This window comes from Chloroflexota bacterium (assembly GCA_026710945.1).
GTDB lineage: Bacteria > Chloroflexota > UBA11872 > VXOZ01 > VXOZ01 > VXOZ01.
Genome location: JAPOQA010000058.1, coordinates 52,683 through 71,788 on the forward strand (window position 1 = coordinate 52,683; position 19,106 = coordinate 71,788).

Here is a 19,106-nt window from a genome sequence, read left to right on the forward strand (position 1 = left end):
TACCAGTGTACGCTCAATTCTCTTGGACAAGGCGTAGCGCGGGGGCTTGTCCCCCGCCTCTTGGCCCAGGAAGCAAATGCCATATCGGGCAAGGTGCTTAGGTGCTGATGCATGCGCCGAATAGTCGCTGCGCGCCGGCGACGTATATGCGGTATGGTACCGCTGTGAGCCATTGAAGAACTCGAAATGAGGTTAGCTAACATGAATGCACGCTCTGCAGAGGCCAGGTTTCTCTATGTCGGCACGTTTACCGGCGTCGACGATCACGGTGGCGGAGCGGAAGGGATCTACGTCTGCCGGATGAACATGACTACCGGCGCTGTGGAGTTAGTTCACACGGTGCCGGACGTGCCGAATCCATCATATCTCGCGCTCCATCCGGAGCTCCCCGTGCTATATGCGGTGAACGCGGTTCCTGAGATTGACGGGCATGCTGGCGGCGCGGTGAGCACGTTTGCGGTGGACCACGCGACCGGCGGGCTTGAGTTTATCAACCGGCAGTCGTCCCAGGGCGCTGGTCCCTGCCACGTGAGCGTAGAGCAGACCGGCAAATACGTTATTACCGCGAACTATACGGGCGGAAGTGTGGCGATCCTGCCTATCACGGAGGATTGGCGTTTGGGTCCGGCAACGGACTGGGTGCAGCATGTAGGCTCGAGTGTGAATCCTGATCGTCAAGGAGAGCCTCACGGGCACTCATTCACGCCCGATCCCGCAAACCGTTTTGCCCTGGCGTGTGATCTTGGTCTAGATCAGGTGCTCGTCTATGGGCTGGACCTGGAGAACGGAAAGCTGCCGCCGGCTGACCCGCCGTTTGCTACGGTGCACGCAGGCGCCGGGCCGCGTCACCTTGACTTTCATCCCAACGGCCGCACAGTCTACGTGATCAATGAAATCGGTAACACTATGACGGTCTTCGCGTACGATCAAGTACGCGGTGCGATGAATGAGCTGCAGACAATCCCCACACTGCCGCCGGACTTCGAGCCAACAAGCCATACCGCCGACGTGCATGTGCACCCGAATGGGAAATTTGTCTATGGTTCCAATCGCGGACATGACAGCATTGTCATCTACGGGGTGAACGATGCAGACGGCACGCTCACGCTTATCGGTCACCAATCCACGCTCGGCGAAGTACCGCGCAATTTTGTCATCGATCCGACGGGCACGTTCTTGCTGGCGGCAAACCAGGATACGGACTCAATCGTCACGTTCCGGATAGACGCAGAATCAGGGGAGCTCAAACCCACGGGACACGTTGCCTCGGTGCCGACACCGGTCTGCTTGAAGTTCGCGACGCCATGACGTTCTTGGCACTCTGAGCTGCTCTACCGAATTCGCGTTTTCGTTTGGACGGGAATGCGGGGGACAAGCCCCCGCGCTACGGCTGGTCAATGAATCACGAGTATGCGCTGCAAGCGCTCCTTAACCGAGTCGAGACGCATAGAGAGAGATGACCCCTAGCCCGTTACTCCCGCGAAAGCAGGAATCCATCTGATGTTCTGCGAGGGGATCGAGAGATCCGGCGCGCCAAGAGACGGCATCCCGTCAGTGGCATGGTAGTCTCTTCGCTTCGTTGCGGAGCGAAGATGGAGATTTACCGGCCCATGGTCTCGGTCTGTCTCACACTATGCTCCGGTCGAGAGGCGATTTCTCGATGCAAGTCGCGCAACGGGAACACCGGACCGTCGCGACAGACGCGCTGGTAGCCGCGGGGTGTCGTGACGACGCACCCGAGACAGACCCCCATGGCGCAGCCCATCTGGTTCTCTAACGAGACCTGGATGGGCTTTTTGCTGTTCCAGCCCCAAGCGCGTGCTTGATATGCTGCGTCTATTGCCGCGATCATCGGCCACGGGCCGCAGACGTAGACGGCGTCACTCCAGAGATAGTATTCGGCAATGAGATCCGTTACGTGACCGTGATGGCCTGCCGAACCATCTTCGGTTGCCAGCACGTACTCCACTTCAGGCGGCACGTATTCGGCAGGGAGATGGCGGGCGGCGGTGCGGGCGCCCGCCAGCAATGTGACGGTGTAGCCCTGCGCAATCATCGTCTCCGCCAAAAAGACCAACGGTGCTATGCCGATGCCGCCCCCAATCATCAGGAGATTGCTTTGGTTGGGCGGCGTGGTGAAAGTCTTGCCCAAGGGGCCAAGCTGCAGGATTTCATCACTGGCTCGCCGGTTCTGGAGGATTTCCGTGCCGCGTCCGACCACTTGATAGAGGATGTCGAGCGTGCCCGCTTCCCGGTCCACCGTCAGCATGCTGAAGGGACGCAGCAGGAGCGGATCGATGCCGTCACCGCAACGCACGTGGACGAATTGCGCGGGTTGGCACTGCGCGGCAATCTGCGGCGAGTGCAGCCGGACTATCAAGAGACCGTCAGCGACGGGCTCGTTGGAAATGACCCTCGCTCGTTCTTGAACAACGCTCATAGCAAACGCAAGTCTTGCTCTTCCATCAACTTTGATCGCGATACGCCCACAGGGGCCGCACTTGATAGGCATCCTGCTGCAGCGAAAGCGCAGTTGCCAGAGCGCGGGACGTGTCTAGCGACGTCAGGCAAGGAATTTGGCGCTCGACGGCGGCTCGACGGATAAAGAAACCGTCCTGCAGCACCGCGCGTCCCCCGGTGAGCGAGTTTATGACGGCTTGCACTTCGCCCTCCCGAATTACCGACACCACGTTGGGCGTGCCTTGCAGGCGTTTGCTGATCATGCGTACGGGAATGCCCATCGACTCCAACATGGCGGCGGTACCTTCGGTAGCCATGAACTTGTACCCGGCAGCGGCAAGTTGGCGCACGATGGGATGGATGGCGTCTTTGTCGGCATCGGCGATGGAGAGCAAGAACGTGCCGCCCGCGGGCACATTCAGCCCGGAAGCCACCATCGCCTTATAGAGCGCTGCTTCGAAGGTGACGTCCACTCCCATTACTTCACCGGTGGATTTCATCTCGGGTCCCACTGATGTTTCCACGCCGCGCAGCTTTGCCATGCTGAACACCGGCGCTTTCACGGCGACCAGAGGTTGCTTGGGCCGGAGGCCGCTACCGTAGCCCATGTCTTCCAGTGATTTGCCGAGCATGGTGAGTGTGGCAAGGCGCACCATGGGCACGTCGGTTACTTTGCTGAGGAAGGGCACCGTGCGGCTTGACCGCGGATTTACTTCAAGCACGAAAACCTCGTCTTGGAAGATCACATACTGGATGTTTACCAGCCCCAAGACACCCAGCTCCAGGCAGATGCGCGTCGTGTAGTCAACGATGGTTTGTTCTAAGTGTTCGTGAAGGTCTCGGGGCGGATAGACGGCAAAACTATCGCCCGAATGCACACCGGCGCGTTCGATATGCTCCATGACGCCGGGTATGAGCACTGTCTTTCCGTCGCAAATTGCGTCTACCTCGACTTCCTTGCCTTGGAGGTACTTGTCGACTAGGACGGGATGTCGTGTAGAGAGCTGCACGGCAGTTGCCACATAGCTCTTGAGGTCTTCCGGCGTATTTACGATTTCCATTGCCCGGCCTCCGAGCACATACGAGGGCCGCACGAGCACCGGATAGCCGATGTTTGAAGCAACGGAAAGAGCATCATCAACGTTGGTCACGGCGGCGCCGGGAGGCTGCGGGATGCCAAGCCGGTCCAGGAACGCCTCGAATTTGCGGCGGTCTTCAGCGAGGTCGATCGCGGACACGCCGCTTCCCGCCAGTGTGACGTTCTCCATGGTAAGCGGTTCGGCGAGATTGATGGCCGTCTGCCCGCCAAATTGCACAATGGTTGGCGGCACGCCCTCGTTATCGAGGACATTCAGGACACTCTCCGTGTCCAGCGGTTCAAAGTAGAGGCGATCGGACGTATCGAAGTCGGTGGATACGGTCTCGGGATTGCTATTTACCATGATGCTCTGCACGCCTGCGCTGTCGAGCGCCCATGCCGCATGAACGGAGCAATAGTCGAATTCAATGCCCTGGCCGATGCGGATCGGCCCGGAACCAACTACGGCGGCTCTTGCCGCTGTCAAGGACGGCGCATCGTTTTCAATCTCGTACGTACTGTAGAAGTACGGCGTTCGAGCTTCAAATTCGGCGGCGCAGGTATCTACCATCTTGTACACCGGCACGATGCCCCACTGTTTCCGCATCTCGCGCACACGTGTCGGGAGCACATCGGCCAAGGTGCCGACTTGGGAGTCGGCAAACCCTAGTCGCTTCGCCTCCCAGAGCAAACCCGGTGTGAGCGGTTCGGCCAGGAGGCGCTGTTCCATGTCGCGGATAGCAGCCAGTTTATGGATGAAGAACGGGTCGATGTGGGAGCGGCGGGAGACTTCCTCAATGCTAACTTCGCGCCGCAACGCGCTCATGATTGCCCAAAGTCGCAGATCGCTGGCTTCCGTGATGTGCCCCCAGATGGCTTCCGGTTCTCCTTGCCACTGTTCGTCTTCCCACATGAGACTGCGATCGCCGATTTCGAGGCCGCGCACCGCCTTTTGCAGCGCAGCCTCCAAGGTGCGGTCAATGGCCATTACTTCGCCGGTGGACTTCATCTGCGTGCCCAGCATGCGGTCACCCGACGGAAACTTGTCGAACGGCCAGCGCGGAATTTTGACCACGACGTAGTCAAGGGCCGGTTCGAACGCAGCGGTGGTCTTCTCCGTGATAGGATTCGGCAGCTTGTCAAGGGTACGGCCAATAGCGATCTTGGCCGCCATGCGCGCAATCGGGTAGCCGGTTGCCTTAGACGCCAAAGCGGATGAGCGACTTACACGAGGATTAACTTCGATAACGCGATAGGCAAATGAATGGGGGTCCAGCGCCAACTGCACGTTGCACCCCCCCTCAATGCCCAACGACCGAATGATGTTGAGCGACGCGGTACGAAGCATCTGATATTCACGGTCGCTTAAGGTCTGGCTTGGCGCGACCACTATTGAATCACCGGTATGCACGCCCATGGGGTCGAAATTCTCCATGTTGCACACGGTGATGCAGTTGTCCGCGCTATCGCGCATGACTTCGTATTCGATTTCTTTCCAGCCGAGCAAGTACTCCTCCACCAGCACCTGGTTGATTGGACTGGCGGAAAGGCCGCCTGCAACTACCGTTTGCACCTCTGCAGCCGTACGGGCGATGCCGCCGCCGGTGCCCCCCAGCGTATAGGCAGGCCTGATGACGACGGGCATCCCAATAGTAGCCACGAATGCTTCCGCTTCTTGCACGGAGTGGACAGTCTTGCTGGCGGGAATGGGTTCGCCGATCTGAGTCATGGTTTGCCGGAAGAGTTCTCGATCTTCCGCTTTCCGGATCGCTGATAAGGGCGTGCCCAGCAGTCGCACATCATACTTTTCCAAGACTTCCGCTTCGGCCAAAGCTACGGCGAGATTGAGACCGGTCTGGCCGCCGAGCGTGGGGATGAGTCCGTCGGGCCGCTCGTGCGCAATGATGCGCTCGATGACGGGAACGGTGAGCGGCTCGATGTAGACTACGTCGGCGATGTCCTCATCGGTCATAATCGTCGCGGGATTGGAGTTGACGAGAACGGAGGTCACGCCTTCTTCGCGCATGGCCTTGCATGCCTGCGTTCCGGCGTAGTCAAACTCAGCGGCCTGGCCGATGATGATTGGGCCTGAACCGACAATTAGTACCTTGGATGGTCTATTCGTCATGAAAGGAGTTCTACAAATTCGTCAAATACATATTGATTGTCTTGTGGTCCGGGGCAAGCCTCAGGATGGTATTGCACGCTTAGAATTGGCAAGTCCTGGTGGCGAAGGCCTTCGACCGACCCATCATTGAGACTGATGTGGCTGACGCGGAATCCGGACTCTTCAGGGATGCTGCTCGCGTCAACTTGAAAACCATGATTTTGGGTGGTGATGTGCACCTTCCCGCTCTCCGTATCCTGCACCGGGTGATTGGCGCCGCGGTGACCAAATTTGAGGCGGCTTGCTCGGGCGCCCGCGGCCAACGCGATAATCTGGTGGCCCAAACAGATGCCCAACATCGGATAGCGATGCATGAGCCGAGCCGTAGTCTCGACGGTTGCGGCGACCGCGCCGACTTCCGGATCGCCCGGACCATTGCATACAACGATTCCGTCCGGATCCAGACTGCAAATCTCCTCATATCGAGTGCCGTACGGCACCCACAGGACCTCGGCGCCTCGGCTTGTAAGGGAACGGGCAATATTGTGTTTGCCCCCGGTGTCGATCAGGACAAGGCGTTTCTGCGCGGCGGACTGTGGCGGCAGTTGCCACGGTTCCCAGGGCGCGTGAGAGGTATGCTCACCTGAATTTACCGAGACCTCGCCCACGACGTCGTGGTCCGAGAGCGGAGTGACGTGCCGGGCGCGCGCGACACAGTCATTTACGTACGATTCAATGCCCGTGGTTCGGCCACTCGACCAAAGATAAGGATCGTAGGCATCATCCGGCAACACGTCTGGCGGCGCTACCGCAAGGACGGCCCGTTTGAAGCCGTATGTGCGCAGGTGTTGGGTAATCGCGCGCGTATCCAGACCAAATATTCCGGGAATATTGTTGTCTGCCAGGAATGCGTCGAGTTCATCCGTCGCCCGCCAGTTACTGGGATGAGTACAGAGTTCTCGCACAACGAGACCCGATAGCCATGGATTTACCGACTCCATGTCAACCGGAGTGACACCGTAGTTATTGATGAGCGGATACGTCAGGGTGACGATTTGCCCGCGGTAGGACGGGTCGGTACAGATTTCCTGATAGCCGGTCATGCTTGTATTGAAGCAAAGCTCGCCGGCGGCATCCTTGGCAGAGCCGAATGCCCGGCCGAAGAAGACTTTGCCGTCTTCCAAGGCGAGCAGGGCGTGAGGATAGGTATCTGCGTCTGACACGTTTACTGTGCACCTCCTGGTCTGTAGCCGTCAGCCGTATGGACGAGCCTCCCGTCGACGAACGTCATCGCGACACAGCCGGGGAGCGTTGTTCCCGCGATCGGCGTGTTCTTGCCTTTCGAAGCAAACTTTTCAGGGTCTACGGTCCACGCGGCACCGAGATCGAGCAGGGCTAAATCCGCCGGTGCTCCTACCGTGATCATTCCCGTCGGTAGGCCAAACACATGGGAGGGTTCTGACGTCAGTTTGCTTATTAGTGTTTGCAGAGAAACCCTGCCGTTTTGCACCAACTGAAAAACTTGCGAGAATGCAGTTTCTAGACACGAGATGCCTGAGGCCGCTTCGCTAAACTCGCAGAGCTTGTCGGTTGTACTGTGGGGTGCGTGGTCCGTGGCAATCGCGTCGATTGTGCCATCGTTCAAAGCCTCAATGAGGGCTTCAATGTCTGCTTGAGCGCGGAGAGGCGGTTTGACTTTGGCGTGCGTGTCGTAAGCAAGACCCACGCCTGCGTCTTCTTGCAGTCTCTGAGCAACAAGCGAATCGGTAAGCGTGAGATGGTGAGGCGTTACCTCGGCGGTAATGCGAATGCCTTGTTGCTTCGCTGCACGGATGATCTCGACGCTGCCACGCGTCGAGACGTGGGCGATGTGAATGTGGGCGCCGGTGCGACGCGCCAAGAGAGCGTCCCGCGCCACCATCGTCTCCTCAGCTTCGGCCGGCATCCCGCGCAGTCCCAGTCGCAAGGAAGTCAGGCCTTCATGCATGACGCCCTCTTGGGCGAGAGAGGGGTCTTCGCAGTGGTTTACGATAGGCTTTCCAACGAGAAGACTGTATTCGAGCGCGTGTCGCATCATGCGAGCATCGGCTACCGGCATGCCGTCATCGGAAAAAGCAACAGCGCCCGCGTCTGCCAGTGCCGCCATTTCCACGAGCTGCGTGCCTTCTAAGCCCTGGGTCACGGCAGCGAGAGGAAACACCCGCGCGGACGCGGATTCCCGCGCGCGTTCCAAAATGAGCTCGATAGTTGCCGGGGTGTCCACTACCGGATCCGTATTCGCCATGCTGCAGACAGTGGAAAAGCCGCCACGAGCGGCTGCCAGCGTGCCGGAAGCAATTGTCTCCTTGTATTCGAAGCCTGGTTCACGCAGATGACAGTGCAGGTCCACGAATCCCGGTGTGAGTACAAGTCCGCCCGCTTCAATAACGGGATAGTCTGCCGCAGAGAGTGACTCATTGATTTCCGCGACTTTACCGTCTCTGATCAGCACGTCTTGCACACGGTCGAGGTTGTTCGCCGGATCGAGCACCCGTGTCCCTGTGATCAGCCAGCTATTGGTCATACCAACCGCTCCGCCGTGCCTGCGAGCAAATAGAATATTGCCATCCGTACCGCGACGCCGTTAGTTACCTGTTCCTCGATAACGGCCTGCTCGCCGTACGCAAGCTCAGGCGAGATTTCCACGCCCTGGTTCATAGGGCCGGGGTGCATTATGAGCGCATTGGGACGAGCGCGCTGCAACCGCCGGCGGGTGAGTCCGAATCGGACGGCATATTCACGCAAGGAAGGCAACAACCCACTTGCCATGCGTTCGCGCTGCAGACGCAACATCATAACGACGTCTGCGTCCACGATCGCTGCATCGAGATCATATGAAATCGAAACTTGAGGCATGTCCTCAGTAATGCCGAGGATCTCAGGTGAGAGAAGGGTGGGCGGCCCACAGAGCACAATCTCGGCCCCCAATCTGCCAAAACCCCAGAGATTGGATCGCGCCACGCGGCTATGTAAGATGTCACCCACGATTACGAGCTTCAATCCTTCGAGAGTGCCAAGCCGCTGCTGGACCGTATAGAGATCGAGCAGAGCTTGACTGGGATGGGCGTGCCAGCCATCTCCAGCATTTATGACGGAAGCGTTTAGCCAGGACGCGGCGAGGTAGGGCGCGCCGGCTTCCCAATGGCGCATGACTATCATGTCTGCACCCAGCGCTTGTAGGGTGCGCATAGTATCAACCAACGACTCGCCCTTGTCGACACTGCTTTGGCTCGCGGATACATTAACAAGATCGGCGGAGAGGTTCTTCGCTGCCAACTCAAATGAGGAGCGCGTGCGGGTACTGGCTTCATAGAACATGTTGACAATAGTCTTGCCGCGTAATGTCGGCACCCGCCGGATCGGTCGGGACAGAATTTCCGTCATGGCGGAGGTAGTCTCCAGCAGGAGCATGATTTCCTCGGACGAGTAGTCATCGAGATCGAGGAGGTCTCTATGCGCCAGAGGCATCTAGGCGTCCTCCTGCGGTGTGGAGACTAAGACAATCTCGTCCATGCCGTCGGTTTCCAAGAGGTGTAGTTCTATTTCCTCCACACGAGATGTAGGAACATTCTTACCCACATAGTCGGCGCGAATTGGCAACTCACGGTGACCGCGGTCGATGAGTACGGCAAGCTGGATCGAACGCGGACGGCCGAAGTCCATTACCGCATCCATGGCAGCGCGAATCGTACGTCCTGTATAGAGAACGTCATCGACGAGGACGACGTGCTTCTCTGTGAGATCCACGGGAATTTGCGTCTCGCGCACGTTAGGGCGAAAGTGCTCGCGCTCGAGGTCGTCGCGGTAAAGGGTGATGTCCAGCCGGCCGACCGGGACGGCTACTTCCTCATGGGCCTCAATGCTGCCGGCAAGCCGCCGGGCCAGCGGCGCGCCCCGGGCTTGAATGCCAACCAATACAATGTCTTCAGCGCCGCGGTTGTGCTCCACGATTTCATGGGCGATGCGCGAGAGCGCGCGGCGAATCTCTGCCGCTTGGAGTAGGACTTTCCCCGAAGCCGTCATATGCTCCTCGTCGCCAGTAGGCGGCATAGCGCCGGTCATGTGCTCCGTGCTCTACGCACAAAAAAACTTCCTGCCTGCAGGCAGGCAAGAAGCATCCAAGTATATCTGGGCCCCTCTTACCTGCCTCGCGGGACGGGTTTAAAGAGAAGTTTTCTTCAGTCTAGAATAACAGACATCGCCAGCCTGTGCAATTGGCCAGAAGCAAGTGAGAACTTGCGGTAGCAACAACCATAACACCCTACAATTGGGATTTGAAAAGTATTTCCGTCGTTGGTAGAATACCGCAGGGAAGTGTAACCGGCGCTTCTCTGTTGCGGTAGCATGATTTGCTAGTGTCGTTGAGCACTAGTATGATGCTATGCAACGATTGCTATATAATGTGGTTCGACTAGCACGGGAAAGGCAGCGAAAAACGTGCCCACGGCGCTCTATCCTGGGAGCTTTGATCCAGTTACGAACGGACACATGGATATAATTGCCAGGGCGTCTCGAATCTTCGATGGGCTTTTCGTTGGAGTCTATGCAAATCCCAGGAAGGATGTGCTCTTTTCCTTAGAAGACCGCGTGAAAATGCTTACGACGGCCGTGAAGCAGTGGCCCAATGTTGAGGTAAGGAGCTTTGCGAACCTTACGGTGGAGTGTGCGCATGAACTCGGCGCGCAAGTGCTGGTACGAGGGTTGCGGGCGGTAACGGATTTTGAGTATGAGTTTCAGCTTGCCGCCATGTATCAGCAACTTCGTCCCGACCTTGAAGTCGTCTGCCTCATGACATCGGTGAAGTATTCATTTTTAAGCGCGAGTCTTGTTAAAGAAGTCGCCAAGCTAGGTGGAAATGTTGACGCATTCGTACCGGAGGTGGTTGCGGCACGATTGCGTGAGGTGCAGACTATGTGAAGGCTCATAGCACGGCTTCATGTGGGATATGGGTTATCTGTGATGAACGCATGAGACGGGCGGATGACAAAAGGGGTAGCCAGGATGGACATTTTTGCACTAATTGAACGTTTAGAGGCTCTCGTCAACACAGGCCAACGGGTTCCCTTTGTCAATAAGATTATGCTAGACGAGCAAGAGTGCCTCGACGTTATTGCGCAGATGCGAATGTCAGTGCCTGATGAAGTGCGGCAAGCAAGGCGCATGCTTCAGGAGCGCAGCCGCATCCCCGAACAGGCGCGCCTGGAGGCCGAACGCATTGTGGCGATTGCCCATGAGCAGGCGGAGGAGATACTCTCCGAGCACGGCCTCGTTCGCGCGGCGGAAGATAACGCGCGCGGGATTGTGGAGGAAGCCGAAGAGCAGGCGAGTGAAATCCAGCGAGAATCGGACGCCTACGCTGTGCGGTCCTTGACCGATCTGCGCACACGACTTGAACAACTGCATGAGCGCGTGCAGATTTTCCTGGAAGCGATGGCAGATACGGAACCTGAGACGGTTACTTCCGCTCGCACAAGAGGCGATCGTAGCTCGCAGGGTTCGGCAGAGTAAGACAAGCCATGGATAGGCTGACCTTAAATGTGGCCGGGCTTCTCCAAGATATGTCTGGCACGTTGCGTAGTCACGAGATTGAAGGGTTCCTTCCCAATTGGAAAGACATTTCCCTTGTCACACCAATTGAAGGCACGATTGAATTGGCCCATGCGGGGAAAGGCATTGTTGTCAGAAGTGATCTACATGCTACGATAGAATTACTATGTTGCCGGTGCTTAGACGCTTTTGATGAAGATGTGCTAATTCAGTTTGAAGAGATGTACTACCCGGTCTTCGACCTGGCAACGGGTAAGGCAATTCGACTCGATCACGATGACATAGAATCCGAGTTTCTCATTGAAAGTGTCGACCGTCTAGACCTCAGCGAGGCGGTTCGACAGTACATAGAGATCGGCCAACCGCTTATGCCCCGGTGCCAGCCGGATTGCCTCGGTATATGTCCGGAGTGCGGCGGCGATCGGAATAATAGTTTTTGTAGGTGTGTGGATGAGACGCCGGACGTGCGATTGGCGCCATTGCAGGATATGCTGCAGAAAATGGGGCAAGAGCGACCGGCGTGAAGATGAGCGCATGATATTTGTGAGGTGACAATGGGCGCACAACCAAAGAAGAAGATTTCGCGTTCGCGACAAGGCAAACGACGCTCGCATCTGAACAACCTGAGCGTGCATTTGATAGCGTGTCCGAGGTGCCGCCAACCGGTGCCTTCCCACACGGTATGCTCGTTTTGCGGTTACTACCGCGGTCAGGAAGTCTTGGAGATAGAAACTCCGGGCTCCTAGGGCCAATTCTTGACGGTATCCTGCCTGCTTTCCGCATTGCCGCAATTGCACGCTTTGCCATGGTGCGGTCAAGTGCCGCATGGGTTGGAAGTTGTGGTCCGGCATGTTTTGCTTGTCGTATTGTACCGGGCTTCTGCATTCCTCAAAGTGGCGAGGCGCCAACTCCGGGTCATGTTCTCAATGACTAGCTTCGGCATGCTGGGGGCAGGATGCCCAAATTGGGTTAAGTAATTGGTCCCCACCCACTCGCCCATTCCATGTGCAATCAGGTGTTGCTGCAAATGGGATTCGGCCAAAGCGTGTACAGTGTCATAGAGTGGAATCTTGATGCGTTGGCTGGATGAAAGTCAGCATGGCGGGGCAGAAGTGCCTTGCAGCGCTACTTGTGCAGATCGGAAATGGAGCGATGGGAAGTAGAGCATACATTTTCCCGGGTCAAGGCGTGCAACGAGTAGGCATGGGCGCGGATGTAGCGGCACACTCTGCTGCTGCAAAGCGTGTCTACGCTGCTGCGGATGACGTCCTGGGCACGGAATTGACAGCGCTGAGCTTCGAGGGCCCGCTCGGAGTTCTCTCCGAAACGCGTAACGCGCAACCTGCCATTTTCACTGCCAGTGCCGCATGCTTGGCTGCCTATCTGGAGGCTTGTGGCGTGGAGGCAGTAACGGATCTGCCGGACGCGCTGCAGCCTGCTTTGGTTGCCGGACATAGTATCGGTGAATTCACCGCCCTGTATGCAGCCGGGGCGCTCTCATTGGAGGACGGGCTGCGGCTGGTGCAGACTCGAGGAGAGCTTATGCAACGCGCTGTTGCAGACGCGCCAGGCGGAATGGCGGCTGTGATTGGCGTCTCGCCCCAGGTTGTCATGCAGCTCTGCGCGCGAGCGCGGAGCGCTGATGTGCGGAGCATTGTGACTATTGCCACTTTCAATACGCCTCAACAGGTTGTCATCGCAGGAGATAAGGCTGGATTGGACAGCGCCATCGTTCTGCTGAAGGAACACGGCGCACGGCGCATCGTGCCTTTAAGGGTTGGCGGCGCATTTCACACGCAGGCGATGGCGCCGGTGCAGGATGAATGGCGAGCCGCGGTAGCTGCAGCGCCGCTCCTGCCGCCGTGTATTCCAGTCGTAGCCAATACAACCGCCAATATCGCTACCACGGTGGAGGCCTTGCGGCACGAACTTTCTGTGCAGGTCACGTCTCCGGTGCGCTGGGCAGCGACAATAGACATGCTCTTGCGAAGAAACCTGAATCCAATCTATGAGTTTGGGCCGGGCGCCGTCCTGACCAAAATGATCGGGAGCATCGCTCCGGCAACCACGGCAACGGCGATAGATTCCCAGCAAGCGGCCCTGCGCGCAGCCGAATCCGGCGTGGTCGCATAGACCTGGTGTAGTCATACTGAAGCGCCGGCACGAGTGTTAGGCCAGTCCGAAACTGTGTTGAGCGATTCAGGTAGTTTGCATAATTCTGTGCGCGAATGCATTCAGGTCGAAGTATTCAGGCAAACAGCAGTCTAACTACGTGAAGGATGAACTATGAAAGGGCGGGTTGCGCTGGTCACTGGCGGGTCCGGTCATTTAGGTGCAGCCATTTGCGCGCGGCTTGGCAAAGAGGGGGCTCACGTGGTTGTGCACTACCATAGTGGCGCTGAGGCGGCTGAGCGAGTCGTAGCAGATATCGCCGCGGAAGGTGGCAGCGCCAGCGCAGCCCGGGCTGACGTAACCAATTCCGACGAAATTGAAGATATGGTCAAGTCCGTCCACAACGATTGCGGACAGATAGACATTCTCGTCAACAATGCCGGCATTACGCGGGATACATTGTTCGTGCGCATGTCTGAAGCAGATTGGGATGCTGTGGTCGATACCAATCTGAAATCGGCGTTCCTTTGCAGTAAGGCGGTTGTGCGCAACATGCTGCGGACGCGCTACGGACGTATCGTCAATGTCTCCTCGATTGGCGGTTTCATGGGCGCGCCGGGTCAGGCGAACTATTCTGCCTCCAAGGCCGGGCTCTGGGGGTTTACACGGTCGCTCGCGCGCGAAGTGGCGACGCGAAACGTTACGGCGAATTGTGTTGCGCCGGGCTATTTCGGCGGCCCCATGACGGACTCTATTCCGGAAGACACGGTCGATACAATTCTGAAGATTATCCCCCTGGGACGCTATGGCGATCCCCACGAGCTTGCGGCTGCCGTTGCCTTCCTGGCTTCTGAGGAAGCTTCGTATATTACGGGTCAGATACTCATCGTAGACGGCGGCATTATGATGTATTAGAGGCGAGTGAATCGTCTGAAGCGGCACGCCACCATGGGCCTTGACGATTGTAAGAAGAGGGGCCAGGAGCTACAGTACGGCGAGGTCAGATGCTGTGCAGGCGGAGACCCTCTCTAAGGCTGCCACAAAACTAAACCTAGGTAGTTTGGTGTTTCAAAAAATCCTCATAGCCAATCGCGGCGAGACGGCGCTCCGAGTGATTCGGGCCTGTCGTGAGTTAGGAATCTCCACGGTAGTGGCTTACTCGGATGCGGACCGTGAGTCTTTACCGGTCCATTTGGCCGATGAAGCCGTATGCATTGGACCTGCCCCCGCGAGCAAGTCCTATTTGAATGTACCGAGCATCATTAGTGCCGCCTTCATTACGGGCGCCGAGGCCATTCACCCTGGCATTGGCTTCTTGGCAGAAGACACGTACTTTGCCGAGATCTGCGAGAAATACGGCATTACCTTCATCGGTCCCAGTCCGGACGTCATTCACGCGATGGGTGACAAGACCAATGCCAAGGCGGAGATGCGCAAAGCGGGTCTGCCCGTTATTCCTGGCCGGGACTCCCCGGTCAGGAATGCAGCGGATGCTCTGGAGGATGCTGATTCCATTGGGTACCCGGTGGTACTCAAGGCGGCCGGAGGCGGCGGGGGACGAGGCATACGCTTCGTGGGCGATGAGAAAGAGATGGCGACGGCGTTTCCGGTGGCCCAGGCGGAAGCTCAAGCGTCATTCGGCAACGCGCGGCTGTATTTGGAGAAGTACATCTCTCCTGCCCGCCACATTGAGGTTCAGATCCTCCGGGACGGTCAAGGCAACGCGATCCAACTGGGCGAACGCGATTGCACCATTCAGCGGCGGTATCAAAAGCTCATCGAGGAGTCGCCGTCGCCGGTGCTCGATTCCTCGGTACGGGAAGCCATCGCCACGGCGGCACTGCAAGGAGTCAATGCGGTTGGCTATACGTCTGCGGGCACGGTGGAATTCTTGGTCGATTCGGCGCTGAATTACTATTTTATGGAAATAAACTGCCGCTTACAGGTGGAGCATACGGTTTCGGAAAGCACGACCGGCATTGATCTCGTTCGGGAGCAGATCGCCGTTGCAGCCGGTAAGACCCTTAGGTATAGCCAACAGGAAGTATGCTTCAGGGGGCATGCCATCGAGTGTCGGATAACCTCCGAAGACCCGGAACATGAATTCCGGCCGGAAAGCGGTGAAGTGACGAGCTTTCTCGCCCCCGGCGGCCCGGGCATCCGCGTCGACTCTCACCTCTATAGCGGGTACACAATTCCCCCTCACTATGACTCGCTGATTGCCAAGATAATTGCCTGGGCGCCCGATCGTGCTGAGGCCATAGCACGCATGTTACGGGCGCTGGACGAGTGTGTCATCGACGGCGTGAAGACGAACCTTGAATTCCACCGCAAAGTCCTCCATGCTCAGAGCTTCCGGGAAGGCAGTTTCGATGCGAACATGCTCAATCTCCTATGAACGGTCGACTCTGTTTCTCTGCAGAAACCAATGTCATGGCTGCGCGGGCGCTGCGTAGTACCGCGTCTATGGGACGGTCGCTCTGCAGAGCGAAAGTGAGTGACGACGAATGACGGCACGTACTGCCAATGTTTCCAATAGACGAATTCACCCGCGCCGCCATGCGCGTGTGGCTGCTATGCAGGTGCTCTTCGCGCTAGACATGTCTGATGAGTCTCCGGACGTTGTGCAGAGCAAAGTGGAGTACATGGCGAAAACCAAGGCAGAGGCGCGCGAACTCTTGGAGGGTCTCGTCTCCGGTGTCCGCGCTCACCTGGCGCAGATCGACGAGAAGATTCAGCATGCCGCGTCAATGTGGCCCATGGGTCAGATGGCGCTGGTCGACAAAGCCATCATGCGCCTTGCCGTATACGAGTTGCTCTATGTGCCCGAGACACCCCCTAAAGTTGTCATAAATGAAGCAGTAGAACTGGCAAAGATCTACGCCTCCGACAACTCCCCCCGCTTCATAAACGGTGTGCTCGCGACAATCTACGAACGCGACGTGGTGAACTGCCCGGACAACAGCACATCTGCTTGAGATCGTTGCTACTCTTGATGGTAGCCCCGGTACCGGTTTGCTATACTATGTTTGAATCAATTGCAGAAGTCTCTGTTCCGGGTTAGGCACGCAAAGAACATTCAGGGGAGCATTGGTGGCTGTACACAGCTCTGACGCATTGCGAGAGTTTCTTGCAGATGGAGATTTTAATCCTAGGCAAGCTGCCAGGCTGGCATTGCTTGTTGAGGGCATAGTAAGTGATAATGCACAAAAATTTGCAGCCAAAAACGACTTAGATCGACTTGCAACTAGGGACGATCTGCAGCAATTTGTCACTAAAGAAGACCTCAAGAAAGAGCTCAAGATTCTTGAGCAAGGAATGACCATCAAATTGGGGTTGATAGTTTCTGCTGCAGTCGGCGTGCTTTTTACGCTGTCGCAGGTGTTTCCCTAATTCAAATTGTTACATTGCCCGAGGCAAGTAACGTATGCTAGGCATGATACAAGTACAACTCGGCATACTTGAATTGGGATAGGGTTGCGATCAGTGCGAGGGAATGTAGAAAAGGAGAAGGTCAGGGCGACCCTCTCCTTATTTGTTTCCCGGTGCAAGCATGCACCCATCCTTGGGCGAAGCTAGACCGCAGTTGATTTCGCCTGTGTGCGGAGGCAGCGCGTGCAGATGTTGACTTTCTTGAGCTGACCGTCAATGAGCAGCCGCACTTTCTGCACGTTGGCTTTCCACACCTTGCGCGTCTTCGGCGCACGATAGCGCCACTGGCCGGAAGCCTGGTGCTGAATATTGTGACCTACTTGCGCGCCTTTTCCACATACGTTACAAACAGCCATGAGCTAGTCCTAAGTCCTCAGTTAGTCCGGTCGTCCGTGTTATTCTTGACCATGCGATCCATCTATCGCTATGATGATCGTGTCACCAAGCCCCAATGTTAGCATAGATTCGATCCCATACTCAATCCTGACGCGTGGTGAGTGAGTTTGCAATCTTGGTTTTTGCGTCGGTTGCACGTTTGTGAATGGACTCACAAATGGACGGCAGGCCAGAGAAGCTTGTAGTCCCAGGTTTTCAGTAAACGACATGGCAGACATAGTCTCTCCAAAGTACAGAGAGGTATGCAGAAATCGTGGATGATGCCCAGACCGGACAGGAAGTGCGCGAAGGAATCGCTGTGAAGTGCGATGGGCGCAGCCTCATCGGGGCTCTGGAGTACGGATACCATCTCCTTGCCGCCAATAAGGAGGAGATCAACCGGCTCAACGTCTTTCCCGTGCCGGACGGCGACACCGGAACCAACATGCTCCTTACCCTGGAAGCTGCCCTGCAGGCGGGTAAACAGGCAAGCAGCACGCGCGCGGACGAGGTCTCCCAGGCGATCTATCGCGGTGCATTGATGGGCGCGCGGGGCAACTCAGGTGTTATCTTCTCCCAGTGCCTGCGCGGGATTGCGGATGCCTTGGCGGAGTCAGATGAAATCACTGTCCCAGGCATTGTGCAGGCGTTGCGTTCGGCTTCCGACTCCTCCTATGCGGCGTTGCAAGAGCCGCAAGAAGGCACGATGCTCACCGTAGCACGCGATACCGCGGAGGCATGTGAGGCTGGCGCGCCGGACGCTGAGATGTCTGCGGTGCTTGCAACGGCCGTCGCCGCCGCGGAGCGGTCTGTCGCCCGCACGCCGCAGTTGCTGGACGTGCTGCGGGATGCCGGCGTGGTGGATGCCGGCGGACAGGCGTTGTGGCTCTTGTTGGAAGGGGCGCGGCGATACGTCACCGGTGAGTCGGTTGAGCAGGTGGAGCTGCCCAGCAGCGAACGGGCGCTTCTCCCAGAGATTGCGGCGGTTACTGAAACCCTGTACGGTTATTGCACGGGTTTCTTGGTGAGCGGCGCCGATCTCGAAGTAATGGAGATGCGCCACGCGGTAGCCGAGCGCGGCACCTCGGTGGTGGTTGTCGGTGACGAAGATTTGGTGCGAGTCCACGTGCACACGGAGAATCCGGGCGCCGTGCTCGATCTTGCCCGCGCTGCGGGAAACCTCCACCGCATCGAGATCTTCAACATGGACGACCAGTACGAGCGGTTGCAGTCAGCGTTAGCTGACGGGGACCTGCCGGGGATCGACGTGGTGCCAACTGAAGCCGCGCCGGAGCCGCGCGAGCAGTGCGTGGTCGCGGTGGCGGATGGCACAGGTCTTGCAGAGATCTATCGAGACATCGGCGCAACTGTGGTGAGCGGCGGTCCCACTATGAACCCGAGCACCCAGGAGATCTTCCAGGCGATTGAGGCCACCAATGCGCGTCACGTGTTTGTCTTGCCGAATGATAAGAACGTGATTCTGTCTGCGGAGCAGACGCGGGACTTGTCGGACACAGATGTTCGCGTGTTGCCGACGTACTCCTCGGCACACGGCATCGCCGCTTTGCTGGCGTTTCAAGAGAGCCAAGACCCTGACGTGAATGAAAGCGCAATGCAGGACGCGGCGGAGAACACCCAGTACGGGGCGGTGACTCTTGCCACACGAGATGCCACCGTGGATGGCGTGGACGTTCTCCAAGGGCAATGGCTCGCACTTGCAGGCGGCCACGTTTGCGCCTCTCATGACGACCTCCTCGCAGCAGTTAAGTCTGTGGTCGAGCGCATGGGACCGGATACTGCTGAGCTCCTCACTTGCTATCACGGGGTAGACGTTTCAGAAGATGAGGCTAACTCCCTTAGCGCCCAGATTCAATCGCAGTTTCCAAAGCTGGAAATCGAGGTCATCTCCGGCGGCCAGCCGCACTATCCATATCTGATGACCCTTGAGTGAGGTGC

Annotated in this window: 18 protein-coding genes; 11 read left to right on the forward strand and 7 right to left on the reverse strand. The window is 57.5% G+C overall.

Annotated features, from left to right (window positions below; all coding sequences use genetic code 11):
* Positions 1-201 precede the first annotated feature (201 nt).
* Positions 202-1,308, forward strand: a complete 1,107-nt coding sequence (locus OXE05_11695; GenBank protein ID MCY4437979.1) for a lactonase family protein — start codon at positions 202-204, stop codon at positions 1,306-1,308.
* Positions 1,309-1,600: 292 nt separating this feature from the next.
* On the opposite strand, the gene OXE05_11700 is transcribed toward OXE05_11695, so the two are convergent.
* From OXE05_11700 to pyrR, 6 genes are read right to left on the reverse strand one after another with little or no spacing between them, the layout of a single operon-like run.
* Complete coding sequence (locus OXE05_11700; protein MCY4437980.1) at positions 1,601-2,440, reverse strand: dihydroorotate dehydrogenase electron transfer subunit; 840 nt, start codon at positions 2,438-2,440, stop codon at positions 1,601-1,603.
* Between the two features lie 25 nt (positions 2,441-2,465).
* Positions 2,466-5,666: a carbamoyl-phosphate synthase large subunit gene (gene carB / locus OXE05_11705; protein ID MCY4437981.1), complete on the reverse strand. Its 3,201-nt coding sequence runs from the start codon at positions 5,664-5,666 to the stop codon at positions 2,466-2,468.
* Complete coding sequence (gene carA / locus OXE05_11710) at positions 5,663-6,868, reverse strand: glutamine-hydrolyzing carbamoyl-phosphate synthase small subunit (protein ID MCY4437982.1); 1,206 nt, start codon at positions 6,866-6,868, stop codon at positions 5,663-5,665. The genes carB and carA overlap by 4 nt, the downstream gene beginning before the upstream one ends.
* A gap of 2 nt (positions 6,869-6,870) precedes the next feature.
* Entirely contained in the window at positions 6,871-8,208 is a 1,338-nt protein-coding gene (locus tag OXE05_11715) for a dihydroorotase (GenBank protein MCY4437983.1), read from the reverse strand.
* Positions 8,205-9,152: an aspartate carbamoyltransferase catalytic subunit gene (locus OXE05_11720; GenBank protein MCY4437984.1), complete on the reverse strand. Its 948-nt coding sequence runs from the start codon at positions 9,150-9,152 to the stop codon at positions 8,205-8,207. Before OXE05_11720 ends, OXE05_11715 begins: the two co-directional genes overlap by 4 nt.
* On the reverse strand, positions 9,153-9,707 hold the full coding sequence (gene pyrR / locus OXE05_11725; GenBank protein MCY4437985.1) for a bifunctional pyr operon transcriptional regulator/uracil phosphoribosyltransferase PyrR: 555 nt from the start codon (positions 9,705-9,707) through the stop codon (positions 9,153-9,155). It abuts the gene before it with no gap.
* 414 nt (positions 9,708-10,121) lie between these two features.
* Between pyrR and coaD the strand changes: the two genes are divergently transcribed.
* The 9 genes from coaD to OXE05_11770 all read left to right on the forward strand — a co-directional run bounded on the left by coaD (position 10,122) and on the right by OXE05_11770 (position 16,736).
* Positions 10,122-10,601 carry a pantetheine-phosphate adenylyltransferase gene (gene coaD / locus OXE05_11730; protein MCY4437986.1) on the forward strand — a complete coding sequence of 160 codons (480 nt, stop codon included), beginning with the start codon at positions 10,122-10,124 and terminating at the stop codon, positions 10,599-10,601.
* 84 nt (positions 10,602-10,685) lie between these two features.
* Positions 10,686-11,192, forward strand: a complete 507-nt coding sequence (locus OXE05_11735) for an ATPase (protein MCY4437987.1) — start codon at positions 10,686-10,688, stop codon at positions 11,190-11,192.
* 50 nt (positions 11,193-11,242) lie between these two features.
* A complete protein-coding gene (locus OXE05_11740) occupies positions 11,243-11,755 on the forward strand; it encodes a DUF177 domain-containing protein (protein MCY4437988.1) in 513 nt (170 codons plus the stop codon).
* 30 nt (positions 11,756-11,785) lie between these two features.
* Positions 11,786-11,977, forward strand: coding sequence for a 50S ribosomal protein L32 (rpmF, locus tag OXE05_11745; protein ID MCY4437989.1), 192 nt, complete (start codon positions 11,786-11,788; stop codon positions 11,975-11,977).
* A 406-nt stretch (positions 11,978-12,383) separates the two neighbouring features.
* The gene (gene fabD, locus OXE05_11750) at positions 12,384-13,364 is read left to right on the forward strand and encodes an ACP S-malonyltransferase (protein MCY4437990.1); all 981 of its coding nucleotides are present in this window, start codon (positions 12,384-12,386) and stop codon (positions 13,362-13,364) included.
* Between the two features lie 153 nt (positions 13,365-13,517).
* Positions 13,518-14,258 carry a 3-oxoacyl-[acyl-carrier-protein] reductase gene (fabG, locus tag OXE05_11755; GenBank protein MCY4437991.1) on the forward strand — a complete coding sequence of 247 codons (741 nt, stop codon included), beginning with the start codon at positions 13,518-13,520 and terminating at the stop codon, positions 14,256-14,258.
* A 148-nt stretch (positions 14,259-14,406) separates the two neighbouring features.
* The gene (accC, locus tag OXE05_11760; protein MCY4437992.1) at positions 14,407-15,741 is read left to right on the forward strand and encodes an acetyl-CoA carboxylase biotin carboxylase subunit; all 1,335 of its coding nucleotides are present in this window, start codon (positions 14,407-14,409) and stop codon (positions 15,739-15,741) included.
* Between the two features lie 109 nt (positions 15,742-15,850).
* Positions 15,851-16,321 carry a transcription antitermination factor NusB gene (nusB, locus tag OXE05_11765; protein ID MCY4437993.1) on the forward strand — a complete coding sequence of 157 codons (471 nt, stop codon included), beginning with the start codon at positions 15,851-15,853 and terminating at the stop codon, positions 16,319-16,321.
* Between the two features lie 115 nt (positions 16,322-16,436).
* Positions 16,437-16,736: a hypothetical protein gene (locus OXE05_11770; protein ID MCY4437994.1), complete on the forward strand. Its 300-nt coding sequence runs from the start codon at positions 16,437-16,439 to the stop codon at positions 16,734-16,736.
* A 182-nt stretch (positions 16,737-16,918) separates the two neighbouring features.
* On the opposite strand, the gene rpmB is transcribed toward OXE05_11770, so the two are convergent.
* Complete coding sequence (rpmB, locus tag OXE05_11775) at positions 16,919-17,131, reverse strand: 50S ribosomal protein L28 (protein MCY4437995.1); 213 nt, start codon at positions 17,129-17,131, stop codon at positions 16,919-16,921.
* A gap of 293 nt (positions 17,132-17,424) precedes the next feature.
* On the opposite strand from rpmB, the gene OXE05_11780 reads away from it, so the two are divergent.
* Positions 17,425-19,101 carry a DAK2 domain-containing protein gene (locus tag OXE05_11780; protein ID MCY4437996.1) on the forward strand — a complete coding sequence of 559 codons (1,677 nt, stop codon included), beginning with the start codon at positions 17,425-17,427 and terminating at the stop codon, positions 19,099-19,101.
* The last annotated feature ends 5 nt before the right edge of the window (positions 19,102-19,106 follow it).